This is a genomic window from Breoghania corrubedonensis (genome assembly GCF_003053845.1).
GTDB classification, from domain to species: domain Bacteria; phylum Pseudomonadota; class Alphaproteobacteria; order Rhizobiales; family Stappiaceae; genus Breoghania; species Breoghania corrubedonensis.
In genome coordinates, this window is sequence record NZ_QAYG01000002.1 from 300,308 (window position 1) to 320,699 (window position 20,392).

The 20,392-nt window shown below is 64.9% G+C and carries 23 protein-coding genes and 4 tRNA genes; 12 read left to right on the top strand and 15 right to left on the bottom strand.

Annotated features, from left to right (window positions below; genetic code table 11):
- Positions 1-155: 155 nt before the first annotated feature.
- The 4 genes from C8N35_RS09510 to C8N35_RS09525 form a co-directional block, all read right to left on the bottom strand.
- Positions 156-231, bottom strand: a tRNA-Trp gene (locus tag C8N35_RS09510).
- Between the two features lie 154 nt (positions 232-385).
- On the bottom strand, positions 386-1,576 hold the full coding sequence (gene tuf / locus C8N35_RS09515) for an elongation factor Tu (protein WP_107989444.1): 1,191 nt from the start codon (positions 1,574-1,576) through the stop codon (positions 386-388).
- A 178-nt stretch (positions 1,577-1,754) separates the two neighbouring features.
- Positions 1,755-1,828: transfer RNA gene (locus C8N35_RS09520), tRNA-Gly, on the bottom strand.
- A 24-nt stretch (positions 1,829-1,852) separates the two neighbouring features.
- Positions 1,853-1,937: transfer RNA gene (locus C8N35_RS09525), tRNA-Tyr, on the bottom strand.
- A 524-nt stretch (positions 1,938-2,461) separates the two neighbouring features.
- On the opposite strand from C8N35_RS09525, the gene C8N35_RS09530 reads away from it, so the two are divergent.
- Positions 2,462-3,289 (top strand): TrmH family RNA methyltransferase, encoded by an 828-nt coding sequence (locus C8N35_RS09530; protein ID WP_107989445.1) that lies wholly within the window; start codon positions 2,462-2,464, stop codon positions 3,287-3,289.
- Positions 3,290-3,311: 22 nt separating this feature from the next.
- Here C8N35_RS09530 and C8N35_RS09535 read toward each other — a convergent pair whose 3' ends face one another.
- On the bottom strand, positions 3,312-3,833 hold the full coding sequence (locus tag C8N35_RS09535) for a BA14K family protein (protein ID WP_210203465.1): 522 nt from the start codon (positions 3,831-3,833) through the stop codon (positions 3,312-3,314).
- 541 nt (positions 3,834-4,374) lie between these two features.
- Between C8N35_RS09535 and C8N35_RS09540 the strand changes: the two genes are divergently transcribed.
- Positions 4,375-4,450 (top strand) — tRNA-Thr (locus tag C8N35_RS09540).
- A gap of 176 nt (positions 4,451-4,626) precedes the next feature.
- The gene (locus tag C8N35_RS23615; RefSeq protein ID WP_146177364.1) at positions 4,627-5,094 is read left to right on the top strand and encodes a hypothetical protein; all 468 of its coding nucleotides are present in this window, start codon (positions 4,627-4,629) and stop codon (positions 5,092-5,094) included.
- Positions 5,095-5,105: 11 nt separating this feature from the next.
- Here C8N35_RS23615 and C8N35_RS09550 read toward each other — a convergent pair whose 3' ends face one another.
- Positions 5,106-5,393: a hypothetical protein gene (locus C8N35_RS09550; RefSeq protein ID WP_107989447.1), complete on the bottom strand. Its 288-nt coding sequence runs from the start codon at positions 5,391-5,393 to the stop codon at positions 5,106-5,108.
- Between the two features lie 18 nt (positions 5,394-5,411).
- The gene (locus tag C8N35_RS09555; protein ID WP_107989448.1) at positions 5,412-5,765 is read right to left on the bottom strand and encodes a hypothetical protein; all 354 of its coding nucleotides are present in this window, start codon (positions 5,763-5,765) and stop codon (positions 5,412-5,414) included.
- Positions 5,766-5,785: 20 nt separating this feature from the next.
- Between C8N35_RS09555 and C8N35_RS09560 the strand changes: the two genes are divergently transcribed.
- Positions 5,786-6,052, top strand: coding sequence for a hypothetical protein (locus tag C8N35_RS09560; protein ID WP_107989449.1), 267 nt, complete (start codon positions 5,786-5,788; stop codon positions 6,050-6,052).
- Between the two features lie 151 nt (positions 6,053-6,203).
- Here C8N35_RS09560 and C8N35_RS09565 read toward each other — a convergent pair whose 3' ends face one another.
- A complete protein-coding gene (locus C8N35_RS09565) occupies positions 6,204-7,235 on the bottom strand; it encodes a sodium:calcium antiporter (protein ID WP_107989450.1) in 1,032 nt (343 codons plus the stop codon).
- A 172-nt stretch (positions 7,236-7,407) separates the two neighbouring features.
- Here C8N35_RS09565 and C8N35_RS09570 point away from each other — a divergent pair, with 172 nt between their 5' ends.
- Entirely contained in the window at positions 7,408-7,869 is a 462-nt protein-coding gene (locus tag C8N35_RS09570) for a translation initiation factor 2 (protein ID WP_107989451.1), read from the top strand.
- Between the two features lie 244 nt (positions 7,870-8,113).
- Here the strand turns inward: C8N35_RS09570 and hmuQ are convergent, their stop codons facing one another.
- The 7 genes from hmuQ to C8N35_RS09605 all read right to left on the bottom strand — a co-directional run bounded on the left by hmuQ (position 8,114) and on the right by C8N35_RS09605 (position 13,744).
- Positions 8,114-8,443: a heme-degrading protein HmuQ gene (gene hmuQ / locus C8N35_RS09575; protein ID WP_107989452.1), complete on the bottom strand. Its 330-nt coding sequence runs from the start codon at positions 8,441-8,443 to the stop codon at positions 8,114-8,116.
- A 31-nt stretch (positions 8,444-8,474) separates the two neighbouring features.
- On the bottom strand, positions 8,475-9,431 hold the full coding sequence (locus C8N35_RS09580) for a TonB family protein (RefSeq protein WP_107989453.1): 957 nt from the start codon (positions 9,429-9,431) through the stop codon (positions 8,475-8,477).
- Complete coding sequence (locus C8N35_RS09585) at positions 9,428-9,910, bottom strand: ExbD/TolR family protein (protein WP_107989454.1); 483 nt, start codon at positions 9,908-9,910, stop codon at positions 9,428-9,430. Before C8N35_RS09585 ends, C8N35_RS09580 begins: the two co-directional genes overlap by 4 nt.
- Before the next feature lie 2 nt (positions 9,911-9,912).
- Positions 9,913-10,305, bottom strand: coding sequence for an ExbD/TolR family protein (locus C8N35_RS09590; protein WP_210203466.1), 393 nt, complete (start codon positions 10,303-10,305; stop codon positions 9,913-9,915).
- Positions 10,295-11,011 (bottom strand): MotA/TolQ/ExbB proton channel family protein, encoded by a 717-nt coding sequence (locus tag C8N35_RS09595; RefSeq protein WP_107989455.1) that lies wholly within the window; start codon positions 11,009-11,011, stop codon positions 10,295-10,297. Before C8N35_RS09595 ends, C8N35_RS09590 begins: the two co-directional genes overlap by 11 nt.
- Before the next feature lie 77 nt (positions 11,012-11,088).
- Positions 11,089-11,532: a hypothetical protein gene (locus C8N35_RS09600; RefSeq protein ID WP_146177365.1), complete on the bottom strand. Its 444-nt coding sequence runs from the start codon at positions 11,530-11,532 to the stop codon at positions 11,089-11,091.
- 202 nt (positions 11,533-11,734) lie between these two features.
- Positions 11,735-13,744, bottom strand: coding sequence for a TonB-dependent hemoglobin/transferrin/lactoferrin family receptor (locus C8N35_RS09605; protein ID WP_170122060.1), 2,010 nt, complete (start codon positions 13,742-13,744; stop codon positions 11,735-11,737).
- 344 nt (positions 13,745-14,088) lie between these two features.
- On the opposite strand from C8N35_RS09605, the gene hemP reads away from it, so the two are divergent.
- The 7 genes from hemP to C8N35_RS09640 all read left to right on the top strand — a co-directional run bounded on the left by hemP (position 14,089) and on the right by C8N35_RS09640 (position 20,388).
- Positions 14,089-14,277 (top strand): hemin uptake protein HemP, encoded by a 189-nt coding sequence (gene hemP, locus C8N35_RS09610; RefSeq protein ID WP_107989654.1) that lies wholly within the window; start codon positions 14,089-14,091, stop codon positions 14,275-14,277.
- Between the two features lie 94 nt (positions 14,278-14,371).
- Positions 14,372-15,259 carry a heme/hemin ABC transporter substrate-binding protein gene (locus C8N35_RS09615; protein ID WP_107989458.1) on the top strand — a complete coding sequence of 296 codons (888 nt, stop codon included), beginning with the start codon at positions 14,372-14,374 and terminating at the stop codon, positions 15,257-15,259.
- A 22-nt stretch (positions 15,260-15,281) separates the two neighbouring features.
- A complete protein-coding gene (locus tag C8N35_RS09620) occupies positions 15,282-16,376 on the top strand; it encodes a FecCD family ABC transporter permease (RefSeq protein WP_107989459.1) in 1,095 nt (364 codons plus the stop codon).
- Between the two features lie 11 nt (positions 16,377-16,387).
- Positions 16,388-17,158 carry a heme ABC transporter ATP-binding protein gene (locus C8N35_RS09625; protein ID WP_107989460.1) on the top strand — a complete coding sequence of 257 codons (771 nt, stop codon included), beginning with the start codon at positions 16,388-16,390 and terminating at the stop codon, positions 17,156-17,158.
- Positions 17,159-17,287: 129 nt separating this feature from the next.
- Entirely contained in the window at positions 17,288-18,274 is a 987-nt protein-coding gene (locus tag C8N35_RS09630) for an alpha/beta hydrolase family protein (RefSeq protein ID WP_107989461.1), read from the top strand.
- Positions 18,275-18,685: 411 nt separating this feature from the next.
- The gene (locus C8N35_RS09635; RefSeq protein WP_245926741.1) at positions 18,686-19,417 is read left to right on the top strand and encodes a TetR/AcrR family transcriptional regulator; all 732 of its coding nucleotides are present in this window, start codon (positions 18,686-18,688) and stop codon (positions 19,415-19,417) included.
- Positions 19,414-20,388: an HlyD family secretion protein gene (locus tag C8N35_RS09640; protein WP_107989463.1), complete on the top strand. Its 975-nt coding sequence runs from the start codon at positions 19,414-19,416 to the stop codon at positions 20,386-20,388. The genes C8N35_RS09635 and C8N35_RS09640 overlap by 4 nt, the downstream gene beginning before the upstream one ends.
- The last annotated feature ends 4 nt before the right edge of the window (positions 20,389-20,392 follow it).

A 20,392-nucleotide genomic window follows, 5' to 3' on the forward strand; every position in this document is an offset into this window, starting at 1 on the left:
CCCGACCGGCAGATCCTGTTTGCGGCCGGCGCGAAGGCGAATCACACCTCCCGACGCGGCCGTATAAACGGCATATAGGCGCGCGGAAAGATCCGCACGCCATTGCCTGCTGCGCATTACTTATAGCCGACGAACCGATTCCACAAGAGCGAAACTGGCAGGGGCGGAGGGACTCGAACCCACGACCTGCGGTTTTGGAGACCGCTGCTCTACCAACTGAGCTACACCCCTACTGGCTTTGAACCCTTAAGGTCGCAGCCCATTATCACGTTTCTTGCGGCCGATCCAGCGACCCCGACATCACCGCCAGAAGCCGGATCGCGTCGGATGTAACCCCGTTTGCCGGGATTGGCAAGCGCGGCCCGAAAGCCGCGCCAACCGGAACTTACTCGATGATCGAGGCAACCACGCCGGCACCGACGGTGCGGCCACCTTCGCGGATAGCGAAGCGCAGACCGTCTTCCATCGCGATCGGCACGATCAGCGTGACGACGACCGTCACGTTGTCGCCCGGCATCACCATCTCGGTGCCTTCCGGAAGTTCCACAACACCCGTCACGTCCGTCGTGCGGAAGTAGAACTGCGGACGATAGTTGGTAAAGAACGGCGTGTGACGGCCACCCTCTTCCTTCGTCAGGATGTAGGCCTCGGCCTTGAACTTCGTGTGCGGGGTAACAGAACCCGGCTTGCAAAGAACCTGACCGCGCTCGACATCCTCACGGCCGATGCCGCGAAGCAGCGCACCGATGTTGTCGCCCGCCTGGCCCTGATCGAGCAGCTTGCGGAACATCTCGACGCCTGTGCAGGTCGTCTTCTTGGTGTCGCGGATACCGACGATCTCGATTTCCTCGCCAACCTTGATGATGCCGCGCTCGACACGACCCGTCACAACCGTACCGCGACCCGAGATCGAGAAAACGTCCTCGATCGGCATCAGGAACGGCTGGTCGATCGGACGCTCCGGCGTCGGGATGTAGGCGTCGACCTCGGCCATCAGCTCGCGAACCTTGTCGCGGCCGATTTCCGGGTTGCGGTTCTCGACCGCCGCAAGAGCGGAGCCCGCAACGATCGGAATGTCGTCGCCGGGGTAGTCGTAGGACGACAGAAGCTCACGAACTTCCATCTCCACGAGCTCCAGCAGCTCCGCGTCGTCGACCTGGTCGACCTTGTTCAGGAACACGACAAGCGCCGGAACGCCGACCTGACGGGCGAGCAGGATGTGCTCGCGGGTCTGCGGCATCGGGCCGTCGGCCGCCGAAACCACCAGGATCGCGCCGTCCATCTGCGCCGCACCGGTGATCATGTTCTTCACGTAGTCGGCGTGGCCCGGGCAATCCACGTGGGCGTAGTGACGGTTCTCCGTCTCGTACTCAACGTGCGCCGTCGAGATCGTGATGCCGCGCGCCTTTTCTTCCGGCGCAGCGTCGATCTCGTCATAGGCCTTCGCAACACCGCCACCCGTTTCCGCAAGCGTCATCGTGATCGCCGCAGTCAGGGTCGTCTTGCCGTGGTCAACGTGGCCAATCGTGCCAATGTTGACGTGCGGCTTGTTGCGCTCGAATTTTTCCTTCGCCATCGACGTCGCTCTCTGCTCGTTTGTTCGCGGCGCAAGCCCGCGGTCTTCAATTCCAGGCACGGCCGGAGGCGGCGACACCGCGCCACCCGGCGATGGATCAGAACACGGGACAGACCTCACCACATGGATCTCTCCATATGGGGTCGCCTGGCGGCTTGTAGAAGGTCTGCTCGAAGGTTGGAGCGGGTGAAGGGAATCGAACCCTCGTCATCAGCTTGGAAGGCTGTTGCTCTACCATTGAGCTACACCCGCGCTCTCGAGCCTAACGAGGTGCGATGGTGGAGGAGGTTGGATTCGAACCAACGTAGGCAAAGCCAACGGATTTACAGTCCGTCCCCTTTAACCACTCGGGCACTCCTCCGTTTTCGCACCCGGTAGCCATAAAGCCTACAGGATCGCCAAACAGAAACACCCCGCCGCCACGAGCTTCCCAAGGACCTAAGTCCGTAGAACCCGGGAGGCGGTGAATCCCGTGGCGCGTGTTATGGCGATGTCGTCCCGGAGTGTCAACGGGCGATTGGACAAGAATGTCGTTTCTATCCACGGCTTATCGCTCCGCCGCGACCCCAGCTGCGGGAAACGCCCGCACACACCGGCCCGCGAACAGCGAAAGCCTGCCGCCGCATGGCTTTTTCGCCCTCACCCGCCACAGCCCGACCGCTGGAAAATGCCCATGTGCGTACCGGAAGGGACGGTTTTCGTTTCTGGGGAAAAGACCCGCGCCGTGCGCGCCGCCGCTTTTTCCGCTCGACATCTCCGTCTCCGCGCGTCCGTCTCCGCGCGCGCCCGCGCCTTGTTTCGCGATCGTGCGGTCGGGCGCGCGCTTGCGCAAATGCGTTGCCAAGTCCCTTGCGCCATGGAGCGCCTCTGGCTAAGGCTTTCGCCATGACAAAGCCCCCCGAGAAACCGCCTGCAAAGCCCGGCGGCAAGCCGCCCGTCGCCCGCAAGTCGAACCGCCGCCCGCGCCCGGGCGCCCCGCGGCGCGGGCGCGATGAACCTTCGGGCGGACCGCTTTTCCTGTACGGGCTGCACACGGTGGAGGCGGCGTTCGCCAACCCAGACCGCAAGCGCCATCGCCTCGTCGCCACGCGCAACGCGCTGGCCCGGCTTCAGGAGCGCGGCGTGAATGTGGATGTTCCGGTCGATCTCGTCGACCCGCGCTCCATCGCCCGCCAGCTTCCCCGCGACGCGGTTCACCAGGGCGTGTTGCTGCAGGCCGATCCCCTGCCCGCCTATGACCTGAAGTCGCTGGGCGATGCGCGCCTTGTGCTGGCGCTCGACCAGGTGACCGATCCGCACAATGTGGGGGCCATTCTGCGTTCCGCCGTGGCGCTGGCCGCCGACGCGGTGGTGACGACGCATCGTCATGCGCCAGAGGAAGGCGCGGTACTGGCGAAATCGGCCTCCGGCGCGCTCGATCTCGTGCGGCATCTCAAGGTCGCGAACATGGCGCGCTTCATGGCGGAGGCCGGCGAGGCCGGGTTCACCCGCGTCGCGCTCGACAGCGACGGCCCGGCGAGGCTTGAAGATACGGACCTCGGCGAAAAGCTGATTCTGGTGCTGGGCGCGGAGGGCAAGGGCGTGCGCCAGGGTGTGCGCGAGGCCTGCGACACGCTTGCCCGTCTCGACATGCCGGGCAAGATCCGCTCGCTCAACGTTTCCAACGCCGCCGTGCTTTCTCTCTATATAGCGCGCGCCAAGCTCGGACTGTGACCCGAGCCGGCGCGCGCGACGCTCAGCGGCAGCGCCGATACTTGCCCGAATAGGCGAGATAGCGCCCGGTGCGGGGATTGAAGCTCTTGTACTTCGACGCGCAGTAGGCATACCAGTCCGGCGTGCCCGGCGCCGGACGGCCGCGATAATAATAACCGCGCGGCGGCACAGCAGGCCGGCCGTAATAGACGGGACCGCGATAATAGGGCCCCGGCCGATAGCCGTAATACCCGTAAGGCACGCCGACACCGCCGCTGCCGAACCAGAACGACAATCCCGGCCGATAGTGCCGCTGCCGCCAATACCTGTCGCGCCCGCGCCAATGCCTGTCGCGCCAGTGACGGTCGCGCCAATGACGGTGACGCCAGTTCCTGTAGTGGACGCTTGTGGGCGCCAGAACGCCGGTCCCGGCCAGCACGGCGGCCTGTGTCGCGGCGGGTGCCGCGGCATGCGTCGGCATGGCGGCGGCCGGCTCCGCGCTGAACCACATCAGCGCCAGCAGACAGGCAAGCGCCCCGAAAACGGCTTTGAACGTAAGAGCCATGGCCTTTTCCTCTGGTGAACCCGGGCGTGCCGAGCAGAGCGAACGCGGCACCGGCGCCGCTGGCGGACACCGCCGCGACAGCCAGAAACGACACATCCCGAAAAACCCGAGCCTGCCCACGAAAAACGGCGAAACCCGGGCATTTCAGCTTCGCGCATTCCAGCACTCCAACGCAAGACAAACGCCCTGCCCGCCCGAGCGTTCCCCCCTCCAATCGGTTCCCATTCCGGCCCCAATTTGGCATTGCCGTATGTTGCGCCGGCATTTGCGTGGCGCCCCCTGAAACGAATAAGCCCGCTTGGCACCGGCGCCCCACAGGTGCTCACGCCCGGCCATCACGCTTCGTCCTCGCACGATCTGGCCCGTGCGGGCGCCGCGCAGGACTTGGCGCCAACCACGACGAGAGGGCGCTCACACCCACGAGGGCGCGCTTGCCTGTGGCAAAGCGGATTTAGCGGGATGCAACGCGGCGCACCTTGTGCTAAGGGAGCGTCGAAATCGAAGAGCCGAAGGCCATTCCCCGCCTTTCGCACGCTCTCGGGCCGGTATAGCTCAGTTGGTAGAGCACCTGATTTGTAATCAGGGGGTCGCGGGTTCGAATCCTGCTGCCGGCACCAATCATTTCAATGACTTAGCCGAAATCCGATGCGAACGAAATGAGAACGTGAGACGGTCTCACGTCTCACGTGAGACATTTTGGTCTCACAATGTTCCAACCGGGTCAAACAACGCGAAATGAACTGAGCGCTGCCAGTCCCTATATTGGCTGAGAACACATCGGCGGAGCAATTTAGTGCGCAACCCAATTAATGCTTTTTTGGTACGGCGACGCGAGCAAAGATGCATAAGCAATGCTCGCGCGCAGATTGAAAAAATAGAGGCACATTATCGCCCCAAACTCGCTGAGCTTCGTCGCCCCCCATGGGACGAATATCACCAGTTGATGGCCGAGTATATGGATGAAATAGACATAAAGCAGGGTAAAATCGATAAAATTAAGACTACCAGAAGAATAATTCTTGCGGAAAAATTTGATATACCGATTCCCAAACAACCAAGTGAAATGGAAGATAATGAATATTGGGAGCATTCAAAATTTTATGGGCATGTTCTCTCATTGGAAGGACACAAAAAGCTGAGACACGAAATAATCCGCGAACGCGAAATTTTTTGGTGGCCTATCCTTGTATGGCTTCCAATCTCTGTAAGCCTCTTTAGCCTCGCATTGTCAATTATATCGCTTTTCTTCACCCGTTCATAATCTGTGATGCTTCACCGCCCTCGCTCGGCCTCGATCCGCTCCACCGCCGCGCGCAGATATTTCAGGTCCGACCGCAGCTCCGTGAGCAACTGCACCTGGCTCACCCGGTCCACCTGCCGCTCACGCTCCGCCGTCTCGAGCGCGGCCAGCCTTCGCGCGTGATCCTCCAGCGTCGAATCGAACTTCTGCCAGCCGAGCGCCAGGCCGACGATCAGTCCGCCGATCGTGATGAGGTTGCCGACCGAGATATCCGGCCAGAACCAACAAGATCCAGCGCCTCTGCTCGTCGGCCATGCCATGCCCCTTGAGACTGCCCGTCAGGCCCTACCGTTGCGCTTTTCCTGGCTGCGCTGCCAGATGGTGACGCCGAGCACAGACGCCCCGAAGCCGAGATAGGTGGACAGGTAGCCTCCGATCTGGCCGACCGCGTTGATCGGGCTTTCCGCAGAAGCGATCGCATAGACGAAAGCGGCGCCCAGAGCCGACCAGACCAGCCCGAACCAGCCCTGGCCCGATGCCGGAAAACGCTCCGCTGAGGCGCGGTGGCGGGTTTCCGGCCGGCTGGCCGCGGTGCTCTGGGGGATGACGGGAGGGCGCCGGCCCTTGCCCGGGGGATGGGGGCCGCGCGCATTGCGCTGACCATTCGTGAAATTTACGCTAGGATAACCCATCCGTCACGGGAGGGTGCGCGATGGACACGGGACCGGCCGACAAGCAGATCGCACTTTCGGATCTGACGCGCACGCAGCTGAACGTGCTGGCGTCCCTGCGCGAGCGGCCACTCTGGCGCGTGCGCAATGGCTGGCGGCATCAGGGCGAGAGCCACCATGTTTCGCTGGCAACGGGAACGAGCCTCCTGCGTTTGCGCCTCGTCGAACAGATCGCCGGCAGCCTGCGGCTCACCCCGCTTGGCCGGCTGCTCGCCGAGGAAGCGCAGCGAAACGGCGAAAGCGCGTGAAAAAGCTGCAACAGGCCGGCGCCCGAAGCAGCTTGCAACGGCAGACAGCGCAACGCCGCGCGAAGGCGGCCCGCACGCATGCGCCGGTCTCGCGCCCTGTCTCTCACGCGCCCTGGCTCTCACACGTCCTGGCCTTCACGCGCCCTGGCCTTCACACGAACAGCAACACCAGCGAGCCGGCATAAAGTGCCAGCACCAGCGCGCTTTCGAAGCCGATACTGGCAACGCCGTATTTCTCGCGCCTCAGCATGCCGAGCAGCAGGGCCCCGGTCATGATGATGGCGATCAGCGCGGTCGTGCGGTCGCGGTCGGTCATGGCGTCATAAATCGAGCCGGAATGCACCATGTCGGCGGCACACAGGAACATCACCTCGAACGCGTTGCCGCCGATGATGTCGCCGAGCGCCAGGCTCACCGCGCCGATGCGCACCGCGGCGATCGCCGTTACCAGTTCCGGCAGGGAATTGGCAACGCCGGCAAGCACGGTTCCCACCACCGATTCCGATAACGCGGTCTTCGCCACGATCACGAGGCTCGCCTCGCCGATAAGGTAGCCCGACAGGGCCGTCATCGTCGCGAAGAATGCAAAGCGCAGCCATAGCGAACGGTCGCTCGCCGCCCCCGGGCGCCTATCCGGCAGGGAAACCGCCTCGCGTGTCTTGTCGGTAATCACCGGCCGCCACATCGGCCGTGTCTCGATCTGCATCAGGAGCCGCAGCCCGAAGGCGTAGGTCACCGGAATGAGGATCGAAACCGGGTGGACGCCCCACAGCGTGACGGAGGGCGTGCTGGAAGCGGAGAGCGCCAAGGCGATGAGGACGACCAGCAACACGCCCTGCGCCAGCCCCGTGACGCTGGCCGCGGCGTGTTCCAGATTGGCCTGACGGTAGACCAGATCGGCGACGGCGATGAAGGCGGTCTGCGCCGTCAGCCCGCCAAGCGCGTTGCCCACCGCCAGCGATGGCGCCCCTTCCGCCGCCGCCGTCACCGATGTGAACGCACCGGGCAGCGACGTCGCCGCCCCCACGAACAGCGCGCCGGCCACCACCTCGCCCATGCCCGTGCGGTCGGCCAATTCGTCCGCGACCGAAGAAAGCCGCACGCCGGCAAGCGTAATGACGCCGGCGGCAACGGCAAAAAGCACGATGGCGAGCGAGAGCGGCATTCCGGAAAGGTCGATCATTCCCTCCTCGATGCGCGGGAGAAACGAAGGGATAAGATGCCGCATCGGGGCGACAGCCCCCAGTTATACGTTGATTTACGCAACGTACTACTCTCATATTCCCGCGCGGCGCCCCGGTTACCCCGGATGCGCCCTGAACGTATTTTGCTCATTTGCCTTGGGGGGCAACAGTTTGATCCGTATTTTCGCAAGCCTGCTTCTGGCGGGCGGGTTGGCCGCGTGCGGCACCGTCACCCGGGGGACCGAGGAACAGGTCTCCTTCCACAGCAGTCCCGATGGCGCCAAGGCGCAAACGACGATCGGCCTCGCCTGCGTCACGCCCTGCACGATGGATATTCCGCGCAAGAAGGCCTTTCAGGTCACCATGACCAAGGAGGGCTACGAGCCGCAGACGGTCGACGTCAAGACCAAGGTCTCGGGCGGCGGCGCGGCCGGTGTGGCTGGAAACGTGCTCCTCGGCGGCGTGATAGGCGTTGGTGTGGACATGGCTACGGGCGCGGCGCTGAACCATGAACCGAACCCGGTCTTCGTCGATTTCGAAGCCCCGCAGAACACGTCCAAGTCGCCGGAGCAGCCGGAAGTGAAGCCCTACCAGCCGAAGGGCCCGCAGCCGCTCCGGACGCCGGTTTCCTGAGGCGCGACCGGGAGAAAAAACCTCCCTCCGACACGTTTCGTCGGGCACCGGGCCATGGCGGCGATCACCTCCCGTTCCATCGTCATCCCCCGGCTTTGTCCGGGGGATCTATCGGCCTCTCCGCGCATGCGGTGGCCAGCAATGGATTGCCCGGACGAAGCCGGGCAATGACGGCGGAGGGCGCAGAGCGGTTTCGCGGGCCTGCAGGCTCATTCCGAAAGCCTCAGCCACACGCCATCCGGCCTCAGCGGACTTCCGTCAACAGAACCTCGAAGCCTTCGAAATGCGGCCCGCCGACATAGATCGGCTTGCGATCGCCCGCCCCCTTGTGCGCGGCGCGGAAGGCTTCCGACTTCGTCCAGTTGATGAAATCGTCGTAGCTCGCCCAAAGCGTGTGCGAGGCGAAGAGGGTGTGGGGTTCCTCGGTTTCTTCCGTCACTTCCGCCCCCTTCAGGAGCTTGAATTCCACGAAGCCGGGAACCTCGCTCAGATGGCGGTCGCGATTTTTCCAAACCGTCTCGAATTCCTCCTCGTGGCCCGATTTCACCCGAAAGCGGTTCATCGCGATATACATGCTGTGGTTTCCTTGTTTCTGTCAGGATCATTCACGGCGCCTGATAGCGGAATGGCACCGTAACCGTTTGCGACTTCTGGGTCATTTCGTCCGGAAAATCCGGGAACGGAGAGACCCGCGTCACGTTCTCCATGGCCGCGCTGTCGAGCTCGGCACTGCCCGAGGAGCGAACCACCCGCAGGCCGCTGACCGCGCCGGAGCGTGCTATGGTGAAGCTCACCCGCACGACACCTTCCGCGCCGCGCGCACGGCGCGGATAATGCTTGGCGCGCTGCAGGCGGGCATTGACGCTGCCAAGATAATTCGACGTCGCCTTGCGGCCCCCATCGCCACGTTCCGCGGTTCTGGCTCCCACCGACTGCCCGCGCGCCTGGTCGCGATCGGAATTGCCGCGCTTGACCGGCTTGCTCCTCTTCACGACACGTTTCTTCGTCACCTCGCGCTTCGGCCGCTCGACCTCCGGCTTCAGCGTGGGAACGGGCGCCGTGACGATATCGGCGACGACGCTTTCCGGCTCCACCGGCTGCGCCATCTCAGGCTCGATCTCGGTGATCTGCTCGTCCGGCAGGATCTCTTCCACCGGCACCTCCGGCCGCTTCGGCACAACCTCGGGGGCCGGCATGACCGGCTCCGCATCGTCGAGAAGGATGGGGCTCACCGTCGCGACCCGCTGCGGTTCTGCAATCTCCGCCTCCTCGACCGGTTTCGCCTCCTCTGTCAGCTCCTCGGTCACTTCCTCGACCGGCACCTCCTCCACCGGCGCCTCCTCGACCGGCTTGATCTCCTCGTCCGGCAGCGGCTCCACCGGTCTGGATACGTTCGTGCCCTCGAACAGGTCCTCCATATCGCCGACACGGGCATGCTCGCCGCCGGGCGAGACGGACCGCTCGATGAGGGGAGCACCACCGAAATCGTAATGCGCGCCGACCGCCAGATGAATGGCAAACGAGGCGGCGAAACAGCCGAGAAGCAGGGGACGCGTCCTCATTCGCCCGCTCCCGCACCGGGTTCGGGCGCAGACGCCGTCGCGGCGCCCTCTTGCGCAGTCGCCTCCGCACCCGCATCACCGGGTGCCTGGCGCGCGACGAGCACGATCCGCTCGCGCCCCGCCTCGCGGGCACTGACGAGGATCCCGTTCAAGGCGGAGGCGGGCAGCGACTTGTCGGCAACAATGCGCAAGGGCTGTGCTCGCTCTTCCTCGCCGCCGGCTGTAAGCGTTGCCACCAGCGCATCGGGCGCGATCGTCTTGCCGCGCAGCGTCATCGTGCCATCGCTCAAGATCACCAGCGCACCGCCCGTGTCGGTCTTCGCGCGTTCCACCGAAACGTCCGGCGGGTTGACGTCATGGGCGTCGTTGGGCTCCACCGATCCGGCGAAAAGAAAGAAGATCAGCATCAGGAAGACGACGTTGATCAGCGCGATGGTGTTGTCGGTCCGCGCCCGTTCCATGGGTTCGTGCATCCGCATCGCTATCTCCCCGCAACGAGAATGCTGGAAAGCTCGGCGGCCTCCACCGCATCCATGGCGCTTACCACGTCCTGCACGTTGGCCTTCTCACCCGACAGGATCGCCACCTTCGCGATGTCGTTTTCCTTCAGCTCCGCCAGACGCGAAGCAAGATCCTCAAGCGTCACCGGCCGGCCGTTGAGATCCATCCGGCCTTCGCCATGGATGCGCAGGAGGGCGGGACGCGGGGCGTTGGTAGCCGTTGTCGCCGTTCCGCCGCCGCCCGACAGGGGCAACGCCTGGTAGTGCGAGAACGTTGACGCCAGCATGAAGAACAACAGCAGCAGGAAGATGACGTCGATCAGCGACGTCAGTCCGATTGGTCGCCGTCTGGTTTTGGAATGACTAATGCGCATGCCTGCGTCCATGGCTGGCGAGATCGACGACACCCACGGGGGCGGCTTCGGTCGGCTTGCCGGTGAAGAATGCGGTGACGAGGTCTTCCATCGCTTGCTGCTCACGCTCGATGCGACCATCGCACCAGCCGACGAAGACAGAGGTCGGGATAGCGACGGCAAGCCCCACGGCGGTGGTCAGCAGCGCCACCCAGATGCCGCCTGCCAGCACAGAGGGATCGACATTCGCACCCGCCCCCTGCATGGACTGGAACGCCTGGATCATGCCCAGCACAGTGCCGAACAGGCCGATCAGCGGCGCGGTCTGGGCAATCATGTCGAGCGGACGCAGGAACGAGCGCAGGTGCGCGAGCTTGTTGAGGCAGACGCGTTCGATGTCCTCGCGCAGCTGGGCCTCGGTGCCCCGGCCGTTGCTGGCACCGCGCACCAGATGGACGAGCACGTCGCCCAGCACCGAACGTTCACCGCCTACATGCTGCATCGCCGTCTCGCGCTCGCCCGAGATCCAGACCCTGAGGACCTTGCGCGCGTTGACGTGACGCCCGGTGCCGGCGGCGTGGAACTGGATGAGCTTGGCGAGCGCCAGAGCGAGCGTGATCACCGACAGCGCTCCCAGAAGCACCACCACCGGGCCCCCGGTGCGCGCGAGCTCAAGGATCGGGGCGAACATGTCCGCCAGGAACGGCGGCAGACCAGACGAATTCATGGCGAACTCCTAATGGCTGAAGCCGGAGGTCCGGCTGCTGGCTTGCGGCAACCCGGGCCGGGGCCTTCGAACCGGTGTTAAAGACTGAGGCCGATGTCGATCCGGCTGCTTGTCTTCAGGTTGGCAAGACAGGAAGCCGGGTCCACCCCCTCTCCCTTGCAGGTGCGCACGTCGTTGACCAGAACGGCGGAAACCTTGTCGCACGCGCGCTTGGCGATGTTGAAACGCAGAACCCGGGTCTTGCCGGCCGGCATCGCACCAAGGCTCAGCGCGGACATGTCGGAGACGCCGCCGGCCGCGTCGAAGACCACGATATCAAGGCCGAAGTCGGACAGCGCCTTGTCGAAGCCGTTGCGTGCGACAAGCGTCGCCTGGCAGGCCGAGCCGACGGTGGAGGCCCCGTTGAGCTCCAGCGTGATCTGGCCATCCGCGGCAATGGCGGGGCCGATCGCGGCAAGCCCCGTCGCCAGAGCGGCGGCGGCGCAAAGGGAAGTAAGGCGGGCTCGGCTGCTGCCGCTCATGGGCTGGCCTTTCGGTTGGCGGAACGTCGCATCGCACTGGTGCATGGACAAGAACTCCTTCGTCGGCCGCGTGCGCCAGGCAGGGGCTTGCATCACCCCGTGTCCCTTCGCCTTTGCGCGGCGCGTGCCGGAACGGTCGAACCGCCCCGGCACTGGTTATCGTCATCGACGGCGCGCGGAAAAGCGCGCCTGCGATCGTCTGTCAGCCGCCCAGACGGGCGCGCAACGTGAACTTTACCGCCAGCCCCGCTCCCGCATCGGAGTCGAGATAGGGCTGGTACTGGTGGTCGAAGAGATTGTCGACGTTCAGACCGAGCTGCAGATCGTCACGCGGCTTGTAGGTGGCGAAAAGATTGACCAGGCCATAGCCCTTGGCCGGCGTGTCCGACCTTTTCTGCGAATCGACCGCATCGACCTGGAAGCCGACAGTCGCATCGACATCGGCGAGCGGGCGGAAGCCGACCGTGGTCAGCAGCCGGTTGGCGGGGATGGTCGTCAGATAGTCGCCCGTATCCACGTCCTCGCCGCGCTGGTGCTGACCGGAAAGACCGAGGAACATCCAGCCCAAGTCGTAGCTGGCTTCCAGTTCCCAGCCCTCGATGAGGGCGTTTGCGATGTTCTGGTACTGGTAGCACATGAAGGTCATGGTGTTGGTGCAGCCGCTCGACTGCAGCGCCGCGTCGATGTAGTCGTCCACGCGGTTGTGGAAATAGGCCGCCTTCAACCTGATCCGGTCGTTTGGCCGGATAAGGCCGTCACGCCGGTAGTTGATACCGATTTCCTTGTTGTGGGCGGTCTCCGGCTTGAGATCCGTATTCGGCAGGAAATCGAGGTAGCCACCGGGATGAGTGCCGGAAATCAGCGTCTCGGTGATCGACGGCGAGCGATAACCCTCCGCATAGGTGCCATAGAGCTGAAGCCCGTCGAGGAAGGTGCGCTCGAAGGGGGAGAAGCCCACGGTGATCTTGGGTGAGACGTGGTCGCCGGAGGATTCCGTGCCCATGCCCTGCAGCGAATAGGCGTCGTAGCGCAGCCCCGCGATCAGCTCCACCACGTTCTGGTAGTCGATGCGATGCTGCACGAAGGCGCCATAGACCTTGCGCTGGCCGTTCGGGGTGTAGAAATCGGCGCTGCCGCCGGAAACGTCCGTGACGTCGACATAGTCGAAGAAGCCATCGAAGCCGACCGTTGTCTCGTGCGCGAAGTTGCCGGTAGCGAAACGCGAGGTATTGTTGACGTCGAGACCGTAGGTGTCGATGCGGAAACTGCGGTCCCCGCCGGCGAGCGAGCCGGTGAGATAGGTCTGGTCGAGTTTGGTGTTCGTCCAGTAGCCGCTCGCGGCGATGTCAAACCAGTCGTTGTCGAGTGCGCGATAGCGGTATTTGGCGCTGATCGTGTTGTCGGAGACCTCGTTGTCGTAATTGGTCGTGGTCGGATCGCCGGAGGAATAGTCGGTGTAGTAGGTGATCGCGCCCAGTTCCAGTGAATGGCCGTTGCCCGGATCGATCTCCGCCTTGACCATGCCCGAGGCTATTTCGTTGGCGGAATTGTAGACCTCGCCGCCATTGCCGTTCTCGTAGCGCCAGTTCTTGCGGTAGACGACGCTGCCCAGCAGACCGAACGCCTCGCCGATGCGCGTGGCTCCCGTCGCCCCCTGCGCCCAGCCATTGTTCGTGGAAAAGCGCGAAAAGCTCTCCGCCGCCCACGTCTCGCCCGGCTTGAGGAAGGTGGAAGCCTTCTTGGTCTCGAAATTGACGACGCCGCCGATCGCACCCGACCCGTAGGCGTTGGCGACCGGACCGCGCGTCACCGTCGCCGTGTCGAGGAATTCCGGCTCGAAGAAGACGGATCCGCCGGCCAGGCTGTGGCCGCTCGCCTGGAAGTTCTGCCGCGCGCCATCGACATTGACCGCGACCCGGCCAAACCCGGATAGGCCGCGAATGTTGATGGCGACGCCGGGGGAATCGGCCACCTGCTCCACCTCGAGACCGGGAACCGAATTCAGCACGTCGCCGAGACTGTCGGCACCCGACAGGTCGACCGTCTCGGCGCTCACCACGCTTTCGGAAGCCAGCGCATTGATCGCCGCCTCTTCGGTTCGCGTGGCGCTCACCGTGATCGTGTCCAGCAGGATCGTTCCTGTTTCCTGCGCCATCACCGCGTGTTCCGTACCCAGACCGGCCAGTGCGGTCGCGGCCATAAACGAGGCCATTCGCCAATTCATCAGACGCATCGTCGCTCTTCTCTGGTTCGCGTAAATCGTGGACCAAAGGGCTTGGCTGGCGACTACGTCCGTCGTGTCCAGTGTTCGCTTGCTACCCCCGGATCAAGACGCCGGCCTCGTGAACCCCCTCCGTTTCCGGCGAATTTCAAAGACTCGACACCTCGGTCATTGCCTTCCTACATAAACATGAGTATTTGAGTCAAGAATACAGTGTTGAGAAACACTTACATTGGAATCCTTCAAATCCGACAGCTGGAGCACAGGAAGGCATGGAACGCCCTGATCGATATGTACCGGTGGGAGATTTCGCATCCAACTACGGAGACGCGGTCATGACACGTCACTCACTGCGCCCCAGCGGCGAAGCCCCGACCAAGCCTGCGCGGAAGATCGCGGAAGAGCCGAGAACCCTCGACAGCGAGACCCTCTTCAAGGGAGAGCGGGAACTTCGGATCATGCACGGCGGCGCCTGTTACCGGCTGACGATCACCCGGCTGAACAAGCTCATCCTGACCAAGTGAACCGTCCCGCCTGATGGCAACCCCGCCTGATGGCAACCCCGCCTGATGGCCCGCCCACCCGATAGCAAGCCCACCTGTTAGCAAGAGTGTGAACATGATCGCCTCTCGCCTGCGCCGCCCGTCCCGAGGCGCCGTTCTCGCCGTCCTCACCCTTGTCGGCCTCTCCCCCACGTCCTTCGCCGCCGATACGTCCGCTGCGGCCGGCGCCCCTTCCCGCATCGTCTCCATCGGCGGCTCGGTGACCGAAATCGTCTATGCGCTCGGCCAGCAGAAACGCCTCGTCGCGGTGGACACGACCAGCATCCACCCGCGCGAGGCGAGCGAACTGCCGAATGTCGGCTACATGCGCCAGCTCGCTGCCGAAGGCGTTCTCGCGCTCGATCCGGACCTGATTCTCGCGATCGAGGGATCCGGCCCGCCGCCGGCCGTTCAGGTCCTGAAGGCGAGTGCGGTGCCCTTCACAGAAGTGCCGGAAAGCCACAGCGCCGAAGGCGTACTGGAAAAGATCACCGTGGTCGGCAAGGCGCTTGGCGTGCCCGCCCGCGCCGACGCGCTGAAGGCGGAGGTTTCCGCCGACTTCGAGGCGACCGCCAAGGCCGTCGCCAAGGCGAAGACGAAACCGGGCGTGCTGTTTCTGCTGTCGGTTGGCAGCGGCCGCATGCTGGCCGCCGGTTCCCATTCCGCAGCAGACGCGGTCATCGACCTGGCCGGCGGTCACAACGTGCTGGCGTCCTTCGACGGCTACAAGCCGGTCAACGCGGAAGCGCTTGTGGCGGCATCACCCGACTACATCGTCGCCATGACGCGGCCGGGCGTCGATCCGAGCGACGACATCCGCGCGCTGCCCGGCATCGAGCTGACGCCGGCGGGCAAGAACGACCGCATTGTCACGGTGGACGGGCAGACCCTGCTCGGCTTCGGCCCCCACACGGCGGCCGCGATACGCGAGCTGGCGCGCCGTATCGGCACGCTCACCGAGTGACGGCTTGCGCAAGGACCGACCGATGGTGATCGCAATCCCCGATGAGAACGCTGGCACGGCATCGGTGGCCGAAAGGCGCGCGTGGCGGCGACGCATGTCGATACCGGTGCTGGTGGCGCTGCTTGCCGCGGCAATCGTGGCCTCGGCAACGATCGGCGCGACGGACGTCTCGTTCAACGGGGCGTTCAAGGCTGTCGGCCAGGCGCTCGGATGGGAAACGGGAGCGACCCTGCGCGATCGCGTCGTCCTGTTCGACATCCGCCTGCCGCGCACGGTGATGGGCATAATGGTCGGTGCCGGGCTCGCGATGGCGGGCGCGATGATGCAGGGGCTCTTCCGCAATCCACTGGCGGATCCGGCGCTGATCGGCATCTCGGCCGGCGCGGCGCTCGCCGCCGTTTCGGTGATCGTGCTCATCGCCGGGGCGGGACTGGCCCTGCCGGCATGGCTGGTGCCGCATCTGCTGCCCGTCTCCGCCTTTTTCGGCAGCCTTGTCGTGACGACGGCGCTCTATTCCGTCGCCACCCGCGCGGGCCGCACGTCAGTCGCCACCATGCTGCTGGCCGGCATCGCGTTCGCCGCGCTCGCCATGGCGCTGACGGGCCTCATCGTCTTCCACTCCGACGACACGCAGCTGCGTGACTTCACCTTCTGGAACATGGGATCGCTCGGCGGGGCGACATGGACGCGGGTTGCCGGCATCGCGCCTTTCGTGCTCATGACCGTCCTCGCCCTCCCCTTCATCGGCAACGGGCTCAACGCGCTGCTGCTGGGCGAGGCGGAAGCCTTTCACATGGGCTATTCCCCCGAACGGCTGAAACGCTGGATCGTGGTGCTTGCGGCTGCCGCCACCGGAGCCGCCGTCGCAGGCGCCGGGGTCATCGGCTTTGTCGGCATCGTCGTCCCGCACATCCTTCGACAGGTGTTGGGCGCCGACAACCGCCTGCTGCTGCCGGCCTCGGCCCTGCTCGGCGCCGCGCTGCTGATCTTCGCCGATATCCTCAGCCGCCTGCTGGTCGCGCCGGCCGAACTTCCCATCGGCATCATCACCGCCGTCATTGGCGCGCCGGTCTTCATCTCGATCCTGCTGCGCCGCCGCTCGGTCATCGACATATAGGAGCGGCGACCATGATCGAAGCACACCACCTCACCCTTCGTCTGGGCCGGGCGACCATCCTGGATAATGTCTCGCTTGCAGCGCCCGCGGGAAAGCTCACGGTGCTGATCGGCCCAAACGGGGCCGGCAAGTCCACCGCACTCAAATGCCTGACCGGCGAGCTGCGCCCCGATGGCGGCACGGTGATGCTTGCCGGGCGCGCGATCGACACGCTTTCCGCGGGCGAACTGGCGCGGCGGCGGGCGGTGCTTCCCCAGTCCTCCGTCCTGTCCTTTCCCTTCACCGTCGCGGAAGTCGTGGAACTCGGGCTCAGGGCCGGCCAGCGCCGCCCATCGGAACGCGCGATCGCGCAGGATGCGCTCGATCTCGTCGGCATGCGGGGCTTTTCCGACCGGCTTTACCAGACACTTTCGGGCGGCGAACAGCAGCGGGTGCATCTGGCCCGCGTGCTGACGCAGGTCTGGGAGCCGGTTGCCGAAGACGGCCCGCGCTATCTCTTCCTCGACGAACCCACATCCAGCCTCGACATCCGCCACCAGATCGACGTGCTGGAGATCGCGACGGGCTTTGCGCGACGCGGCGGCGGCGTTGTCGTGGTGCTCCACGATCTGGAACTCGCCGCCTCCTATGCGGATCGGCTGATCGTGCTGCAGCGCGGGCGGGTGGTGGCCACGGGAGACGACGCGCACGCGATCGTCGCCCCTGACCTGCTCCGCTCCGTCTACGGCCTCGACGACGCGATGATCGCAAAGCGCTGGCCCGCGATGGCGCAGGCCCGATAGCACCACGCGCCCGGGAGCGAGCCGGGAACCGGGGATCCTCCGAGAGAGCCTTGTCGCGGCTCTGACGCATCGTTATGAGATCATCGGAAACCGCATTGATCTCATTTCACGTGTCGAGAGAGACCCGAGATGGCAATCTGGAAATCGCTTTGTGTCTCCGGTCTGCTCCTTTGCGCAGGCACGGCTCATGCCGCCGGTCTGAAGAGCCTCGAGGTTCCGGCCAGAGCCGCAGGACCGGCGATGAAGGTGCTGCAATGGTCGCCCTGCGATCGCCCCCCTGGTGAGGTGAAGCTCGGCCCGTTCGTTCTCGATGCGGTCCGCGACTGTCCCGTGGCGGGCGGGAAGCATCCGCTGATCGTTCTGTCGCACGGGTACGGCGGGACCTATCTCAGCCACCGCGACACGGCGGCAGCCCTTGCCGATGCCGGCTTCATCGTCGCGGCACTCAACCATCCCGACGACAACGCCCTGACCTTCGATCCGGCGCGGGCGAACAGCCTGACCTCCCTCGTCGACCGTCCTGAGGATATCCGCCGCCTCATCGATTTCATGTTGGCCGAGGCGCCGGATGCGGCAATGATCGATCCCGAAGAAATCGGCTTTTTCGGCTTCTCGCGCGGCGGCTACACCGGACTTGTGCTCGCCGGCGCGGAGCCGGATTTCAAGGCGATGCGGACGCATTGCGACGACCCGACCGGCGAAAGCTGCGCTCTTGTCGACCCCGACCTGGCACCCACCGGACCATGGGTTCACGACGGACGGATCAAGGCCTTCGTGATCGCCGATCCGCTGGCCGGCGTCTTCCCCACCGCCCGCACCCTGAGCGGCATATCCGCCCCCGTGCAACTGTGGCGATCGCAAGACGGCGGCGACGGCGTCTCGCCGAAGGAAGTGGATGCCATTGCCGCCAACCTGCCGGCCGGCACCGAGTTCCGCGTCGTTCCGGGTTCCAGCCATTTCGCGTTTCTGGCCGTTTGCCCCGAAGCGATGCGGGCGTCTCTTGCGGAAATCTGCACGGATCCGGCCGGCTTCGATCGCGCAGGTTTCCATGACCGTTTGAATTTGGCGGTCTCCGCCTTCTTTCAAAAGCACCTCCAGCGCCCCGACGCGCGTTGAGCGTCGGGCATCGACCGGGGCGTCCGGGCCGGAATCGCCACGGGCAGGCATCCTCGCTCGGGCAATAGTGCATGCAGCCGGCGCGTCCGTGACCCTCGTGGCCGACGCAGCGCACTTTCCCCTTGGCCGACCCAACGCGCTTTCCCCACAGCCGACGCCGGGCGCCTTCTCCTTGCGCTCATTGCCCACCTGTTCACCTGTCGACCCCCGTCCATCAAAGCACTGACTGACCGGCCAGTCATTTTCATTGCATTGTGGCGAACGCGGCGTTATGGTCCGACTGACCCGTCAGTCAGTTGAATTGTCACCAGCAGACAGCCGATCGCCGGACCGCTCGCTTCTGCCCGACCTGATGGCCCGACTGGCCGGAACGCCAGACAGGCGGATGCATGCATGCCGGAAGGAAATCCGTTGGCCAAAACACCCTCCACGCCCGGCGACGGCGATATCGACAAGGCAGCCGGAAAGCCGACGGCGGCACGCTCCGGGACAGCGCGCCGGCAATCGGACAAGGAGCGCCGCGCGGAGGTCCGCAGGAGCGAAATCCTGCATGCGGCCTTCGACATCTTCGCCGAAAAGGGGTTCGCACAGACCCGGCTGGACGATGTCGCCAGACGCGCCGGCATCGCCAAGGGTACGATCTATCTCTACTTCCCGGACAAGGAGACCCTGTTCGTGGAGCTGCTGCGTGAGGCCGCCCAGCCGGTGCTTGGCGGCATGCAAGCGGCCGCATCCCTGCCCGAGCTGCCGGTGGAAGAGGTGTTGCGCCGTATTCACGCGCTCTTCGTGCGCGAAATCCTCAACACCCGCCGCAAACACCTGTTGCACCTATTGATGCAGGAAGGCCCGCGCTTTCCCGCAATCGCCGAATTCTACTACCGCGATATCGTCAGCAACGGGCTCGACGTCATGGCCAGGCTCGGCCGGCGCGGGTTCGAAACCGGCGAACTGAAAAGCGACGCGCTCGCCCGCTTTCCCCAGCTCGTCATGGCGCCGCTGCTGATGAGCATCACCTGGGACGCGCTCTTCGAAAACCACCAGCACCTCGATGTGAAGGGCATGCTTGCCGCCTTCCGCGACCTCCTCGTCAACCCGGACCGCCCCGACTGCCCACCTTCCCCAAAGAGCGGTGATCGGCCATGAAACGCGTCGTGCTCCTTCTGCTCGTGATCGCGGCCGCCATCGGCGCCGGCACGTGGTGGTTTCTTCTTCGCCCAGGCGATACTCCAGCCGCATGGCAGGGTTGGGTCGAGGCCGACAGCCTGTTCATCGCGCCGGAGACGACCGGTCGTCTCACCGCGCTCTCGGTCAGGCGCGGCGATCGCATCGAGGAAGGAAAGCCGCTCTTCGCCGTGGACAGCGATGTGGCGGACGCACAGGTGAGCGCGGCACAGGCCGAAGTCGCTCAGGCGCAAGCCCAGCTTGAAACGGCACGCGCGCCCCGTCAGCGCCCCGAGGAAATTGACGTTCTGATCGCGCAGAAAAAGGCGGCCGAAGCGGCGCTTGAGGAATCGCGGCTTGACTACGAGCGCGCAAAGACGCTCGTCGCCAAGGGCACGACGGCGACCTCGGTGCTCGATCAGGCGCGCGCCGCCTTCGACCGCGACACGGCCCAACTGGAGCAGATCCACCACCAGATCGCCGTGGCCCGCCTGCCCGCGCGACAGCCGGATCTCAACAAGGCCGAACAGGCGCTGACCCAAGCCAGGGCCAATCTGGAACAGATGCGCCTTCAGGCCGGCAAGCACTCGGTCCTTGCTCCCGCCACGGGAACCGTTCAGGAGGTCTATTACCGCAAGGGCGAGGTGGTGAGCGCCGGCAACCCGGTCGTCGCGCTGCTTCCCCCCTCTGCCCTCAAGATCCGCTTCTTCGTGCCCGAGGCCGTCTTGCCGAGCCTTCAGGTGGGCGACAAGGTCACCCTCACCTGCGACGGCTGCAAACCGACCATCGCGACCATCGACTTCCTGTCAGAGGAGGCCGAGTACACGCCGCCCGTCATCTATTCGCTGGAGGAACGCGCCAAGCTGGTCTTCCGCGTGGAGGCGGTGCCGGAGAAGCCGGACATGCTGCGCGTCGGCCAGCCTGTAAGCGTGGTGCGGGACACGCGATCATGAGAAA

Excerpts from the sequence above, each read along its gene's own strand:
- C8N35_RS09640 (WP_107989463.1), top strand. The coding sequence starts at position 19,414 with ATGAAACGCGTCGTGCTCCTTCTGCTCGTGATCGCGGCCGCCATCGGC.
- C8N35_RS09560 (WP_107989449.1), top strand. The coding sequence starts at position 5,786 with ATGGACACGGGACCGGCCGACAAGCAGATCGCACTTTCGGATCTGACG.
- C8N35_RS09535 (WP_210203465.1), bottom strand. The coding sequence starts at position 3,833 with ATGGCTCTTACGTTCAAAGCCGTTTTCGGGGCGCTTGCCTGTCTGCTG.
- hemP (WP_107989654.1), top strand. The coding sequence starts at position 14,089 with ATGACACGTCACTCACTGCGCCCCAGCGGCGAAGCCCCGACCAAGCCT.
- C8N35_RS09625 (WP_107989460.1), top strand. The coding sequence starts at position 16,388 with ATGATCGAAGCACACCACCTCACCCTTCGTCTGGGCCGGGCGACCATC.
- C8N35_RS09580 (WP_107989453.1), bottom strand. The coding sequence starts at position 9,431 with ATGAGGACGCGTCCCCTGCTTCTCGGCTGTTTCGCCGCCTCGTTTGCC.
- C8N35_RS09585 (WP_107989454.1), bottom strand. The coding sequence starts at position 9,910 with ATGCGGATGCACGAACCCATGGAACGGGCGCGGACCGACAACACCATC.
- C8N35_RS09565 (WP_107989450.1), bottom strand. The coding sequence starts at position 7,235 with ATGATCGACCTTTCCGGAATGCCGCTCTCGCTCGCCATCGTGCTTTTT.
- C8N35_RS09550 (WP_107989447.1), bottom strand. The coding sequence starts at position 5,393 with ATGGCATGGCCGACGAGCAGAGGCGCTGGATCTTGTTGGTTCTGGCCG.
- tuf (WP_107989444.1), bottom strand. The coding sequence starts at position 1,576 with ATGGCGAAGGAAAAATTCGAGCGCAACAAGCCGCACGTCAACATTGGC.
- C8N35_RS09555 (WP_107989448.1), bottom strand. The coding sequence starts at position 5,765 with ATGGGTTATCCTAGCGTAAATTTCACGAATGGTCAGCGCAATGCGCGC.
- C8N35_RS09615 (WP_107989458.1), top strand. The coding sequence starts at position 14,372 with ATGATCGCCTCTCGCCTGCGCCGCCCGTCCCGAGGCGCCGTTCTCGCC.
- C8N35_RS09590 (WP_210203466.1), bottom strand. The coding sequence starts at position 10,305 with ATGCGCATTAGTCATTCCAAAACCAGACGGCGACCAATCGGACTGACG.
- hmuQ (WP_107989452.1), bottom strand. The coding sequence starts at position 8,443 with ATGTATATCGCGATGAACCGCTTTCGGGTGAAATCGGGCCACGAGGAG.
- C8N35_RS09630 (WP_107989461.1), top strand. The coding sequence starts at position 17,288 with ATGGCAATCTGGAAATCGCTTTGTGTCTCCGGTCTGCTCCTTTGCGCA.
- C8N35_RS09595 (WP_107989455.1), bottom strand. The coding sequence starts at position 11,011 with ATGAATTCGTCTGGTCTGCCGCCGTTCCTGGCGGACATGTTCGCCCCG.
- C8N35_RS09530 (WP_107989445.1), top strand. The coding sequence starts at position 2,462 with ATGACAAAGCCCCCCGAGAAACCGCCTGCAAAGCCCGGCGGCAAGCCG.
- C8N35_RS09605 (WP_170122060.1), bottom strand. The coding sequence starts at position 13,744 with ATGGCCTCGTTTATGGCCGCGACCGCACTGGCCGGTCTGGGTACGGAA.
- C8N35_RS09600 (WP_146177365.1), bottom strand. The coding sequence starts at position 11,532 with ATGAGCGGCAGCAGCCGAGCCCGCCTTACTTCCCTTTGCGCCGCCGCC.
- C8N35_RS09620 (WP_107989459.1), top strand. The coding sequence starts at position 15,282 with ATGGTGATCGCAATCCCCGATGAGAACGCTGGCACGGCATCGGTGGCC.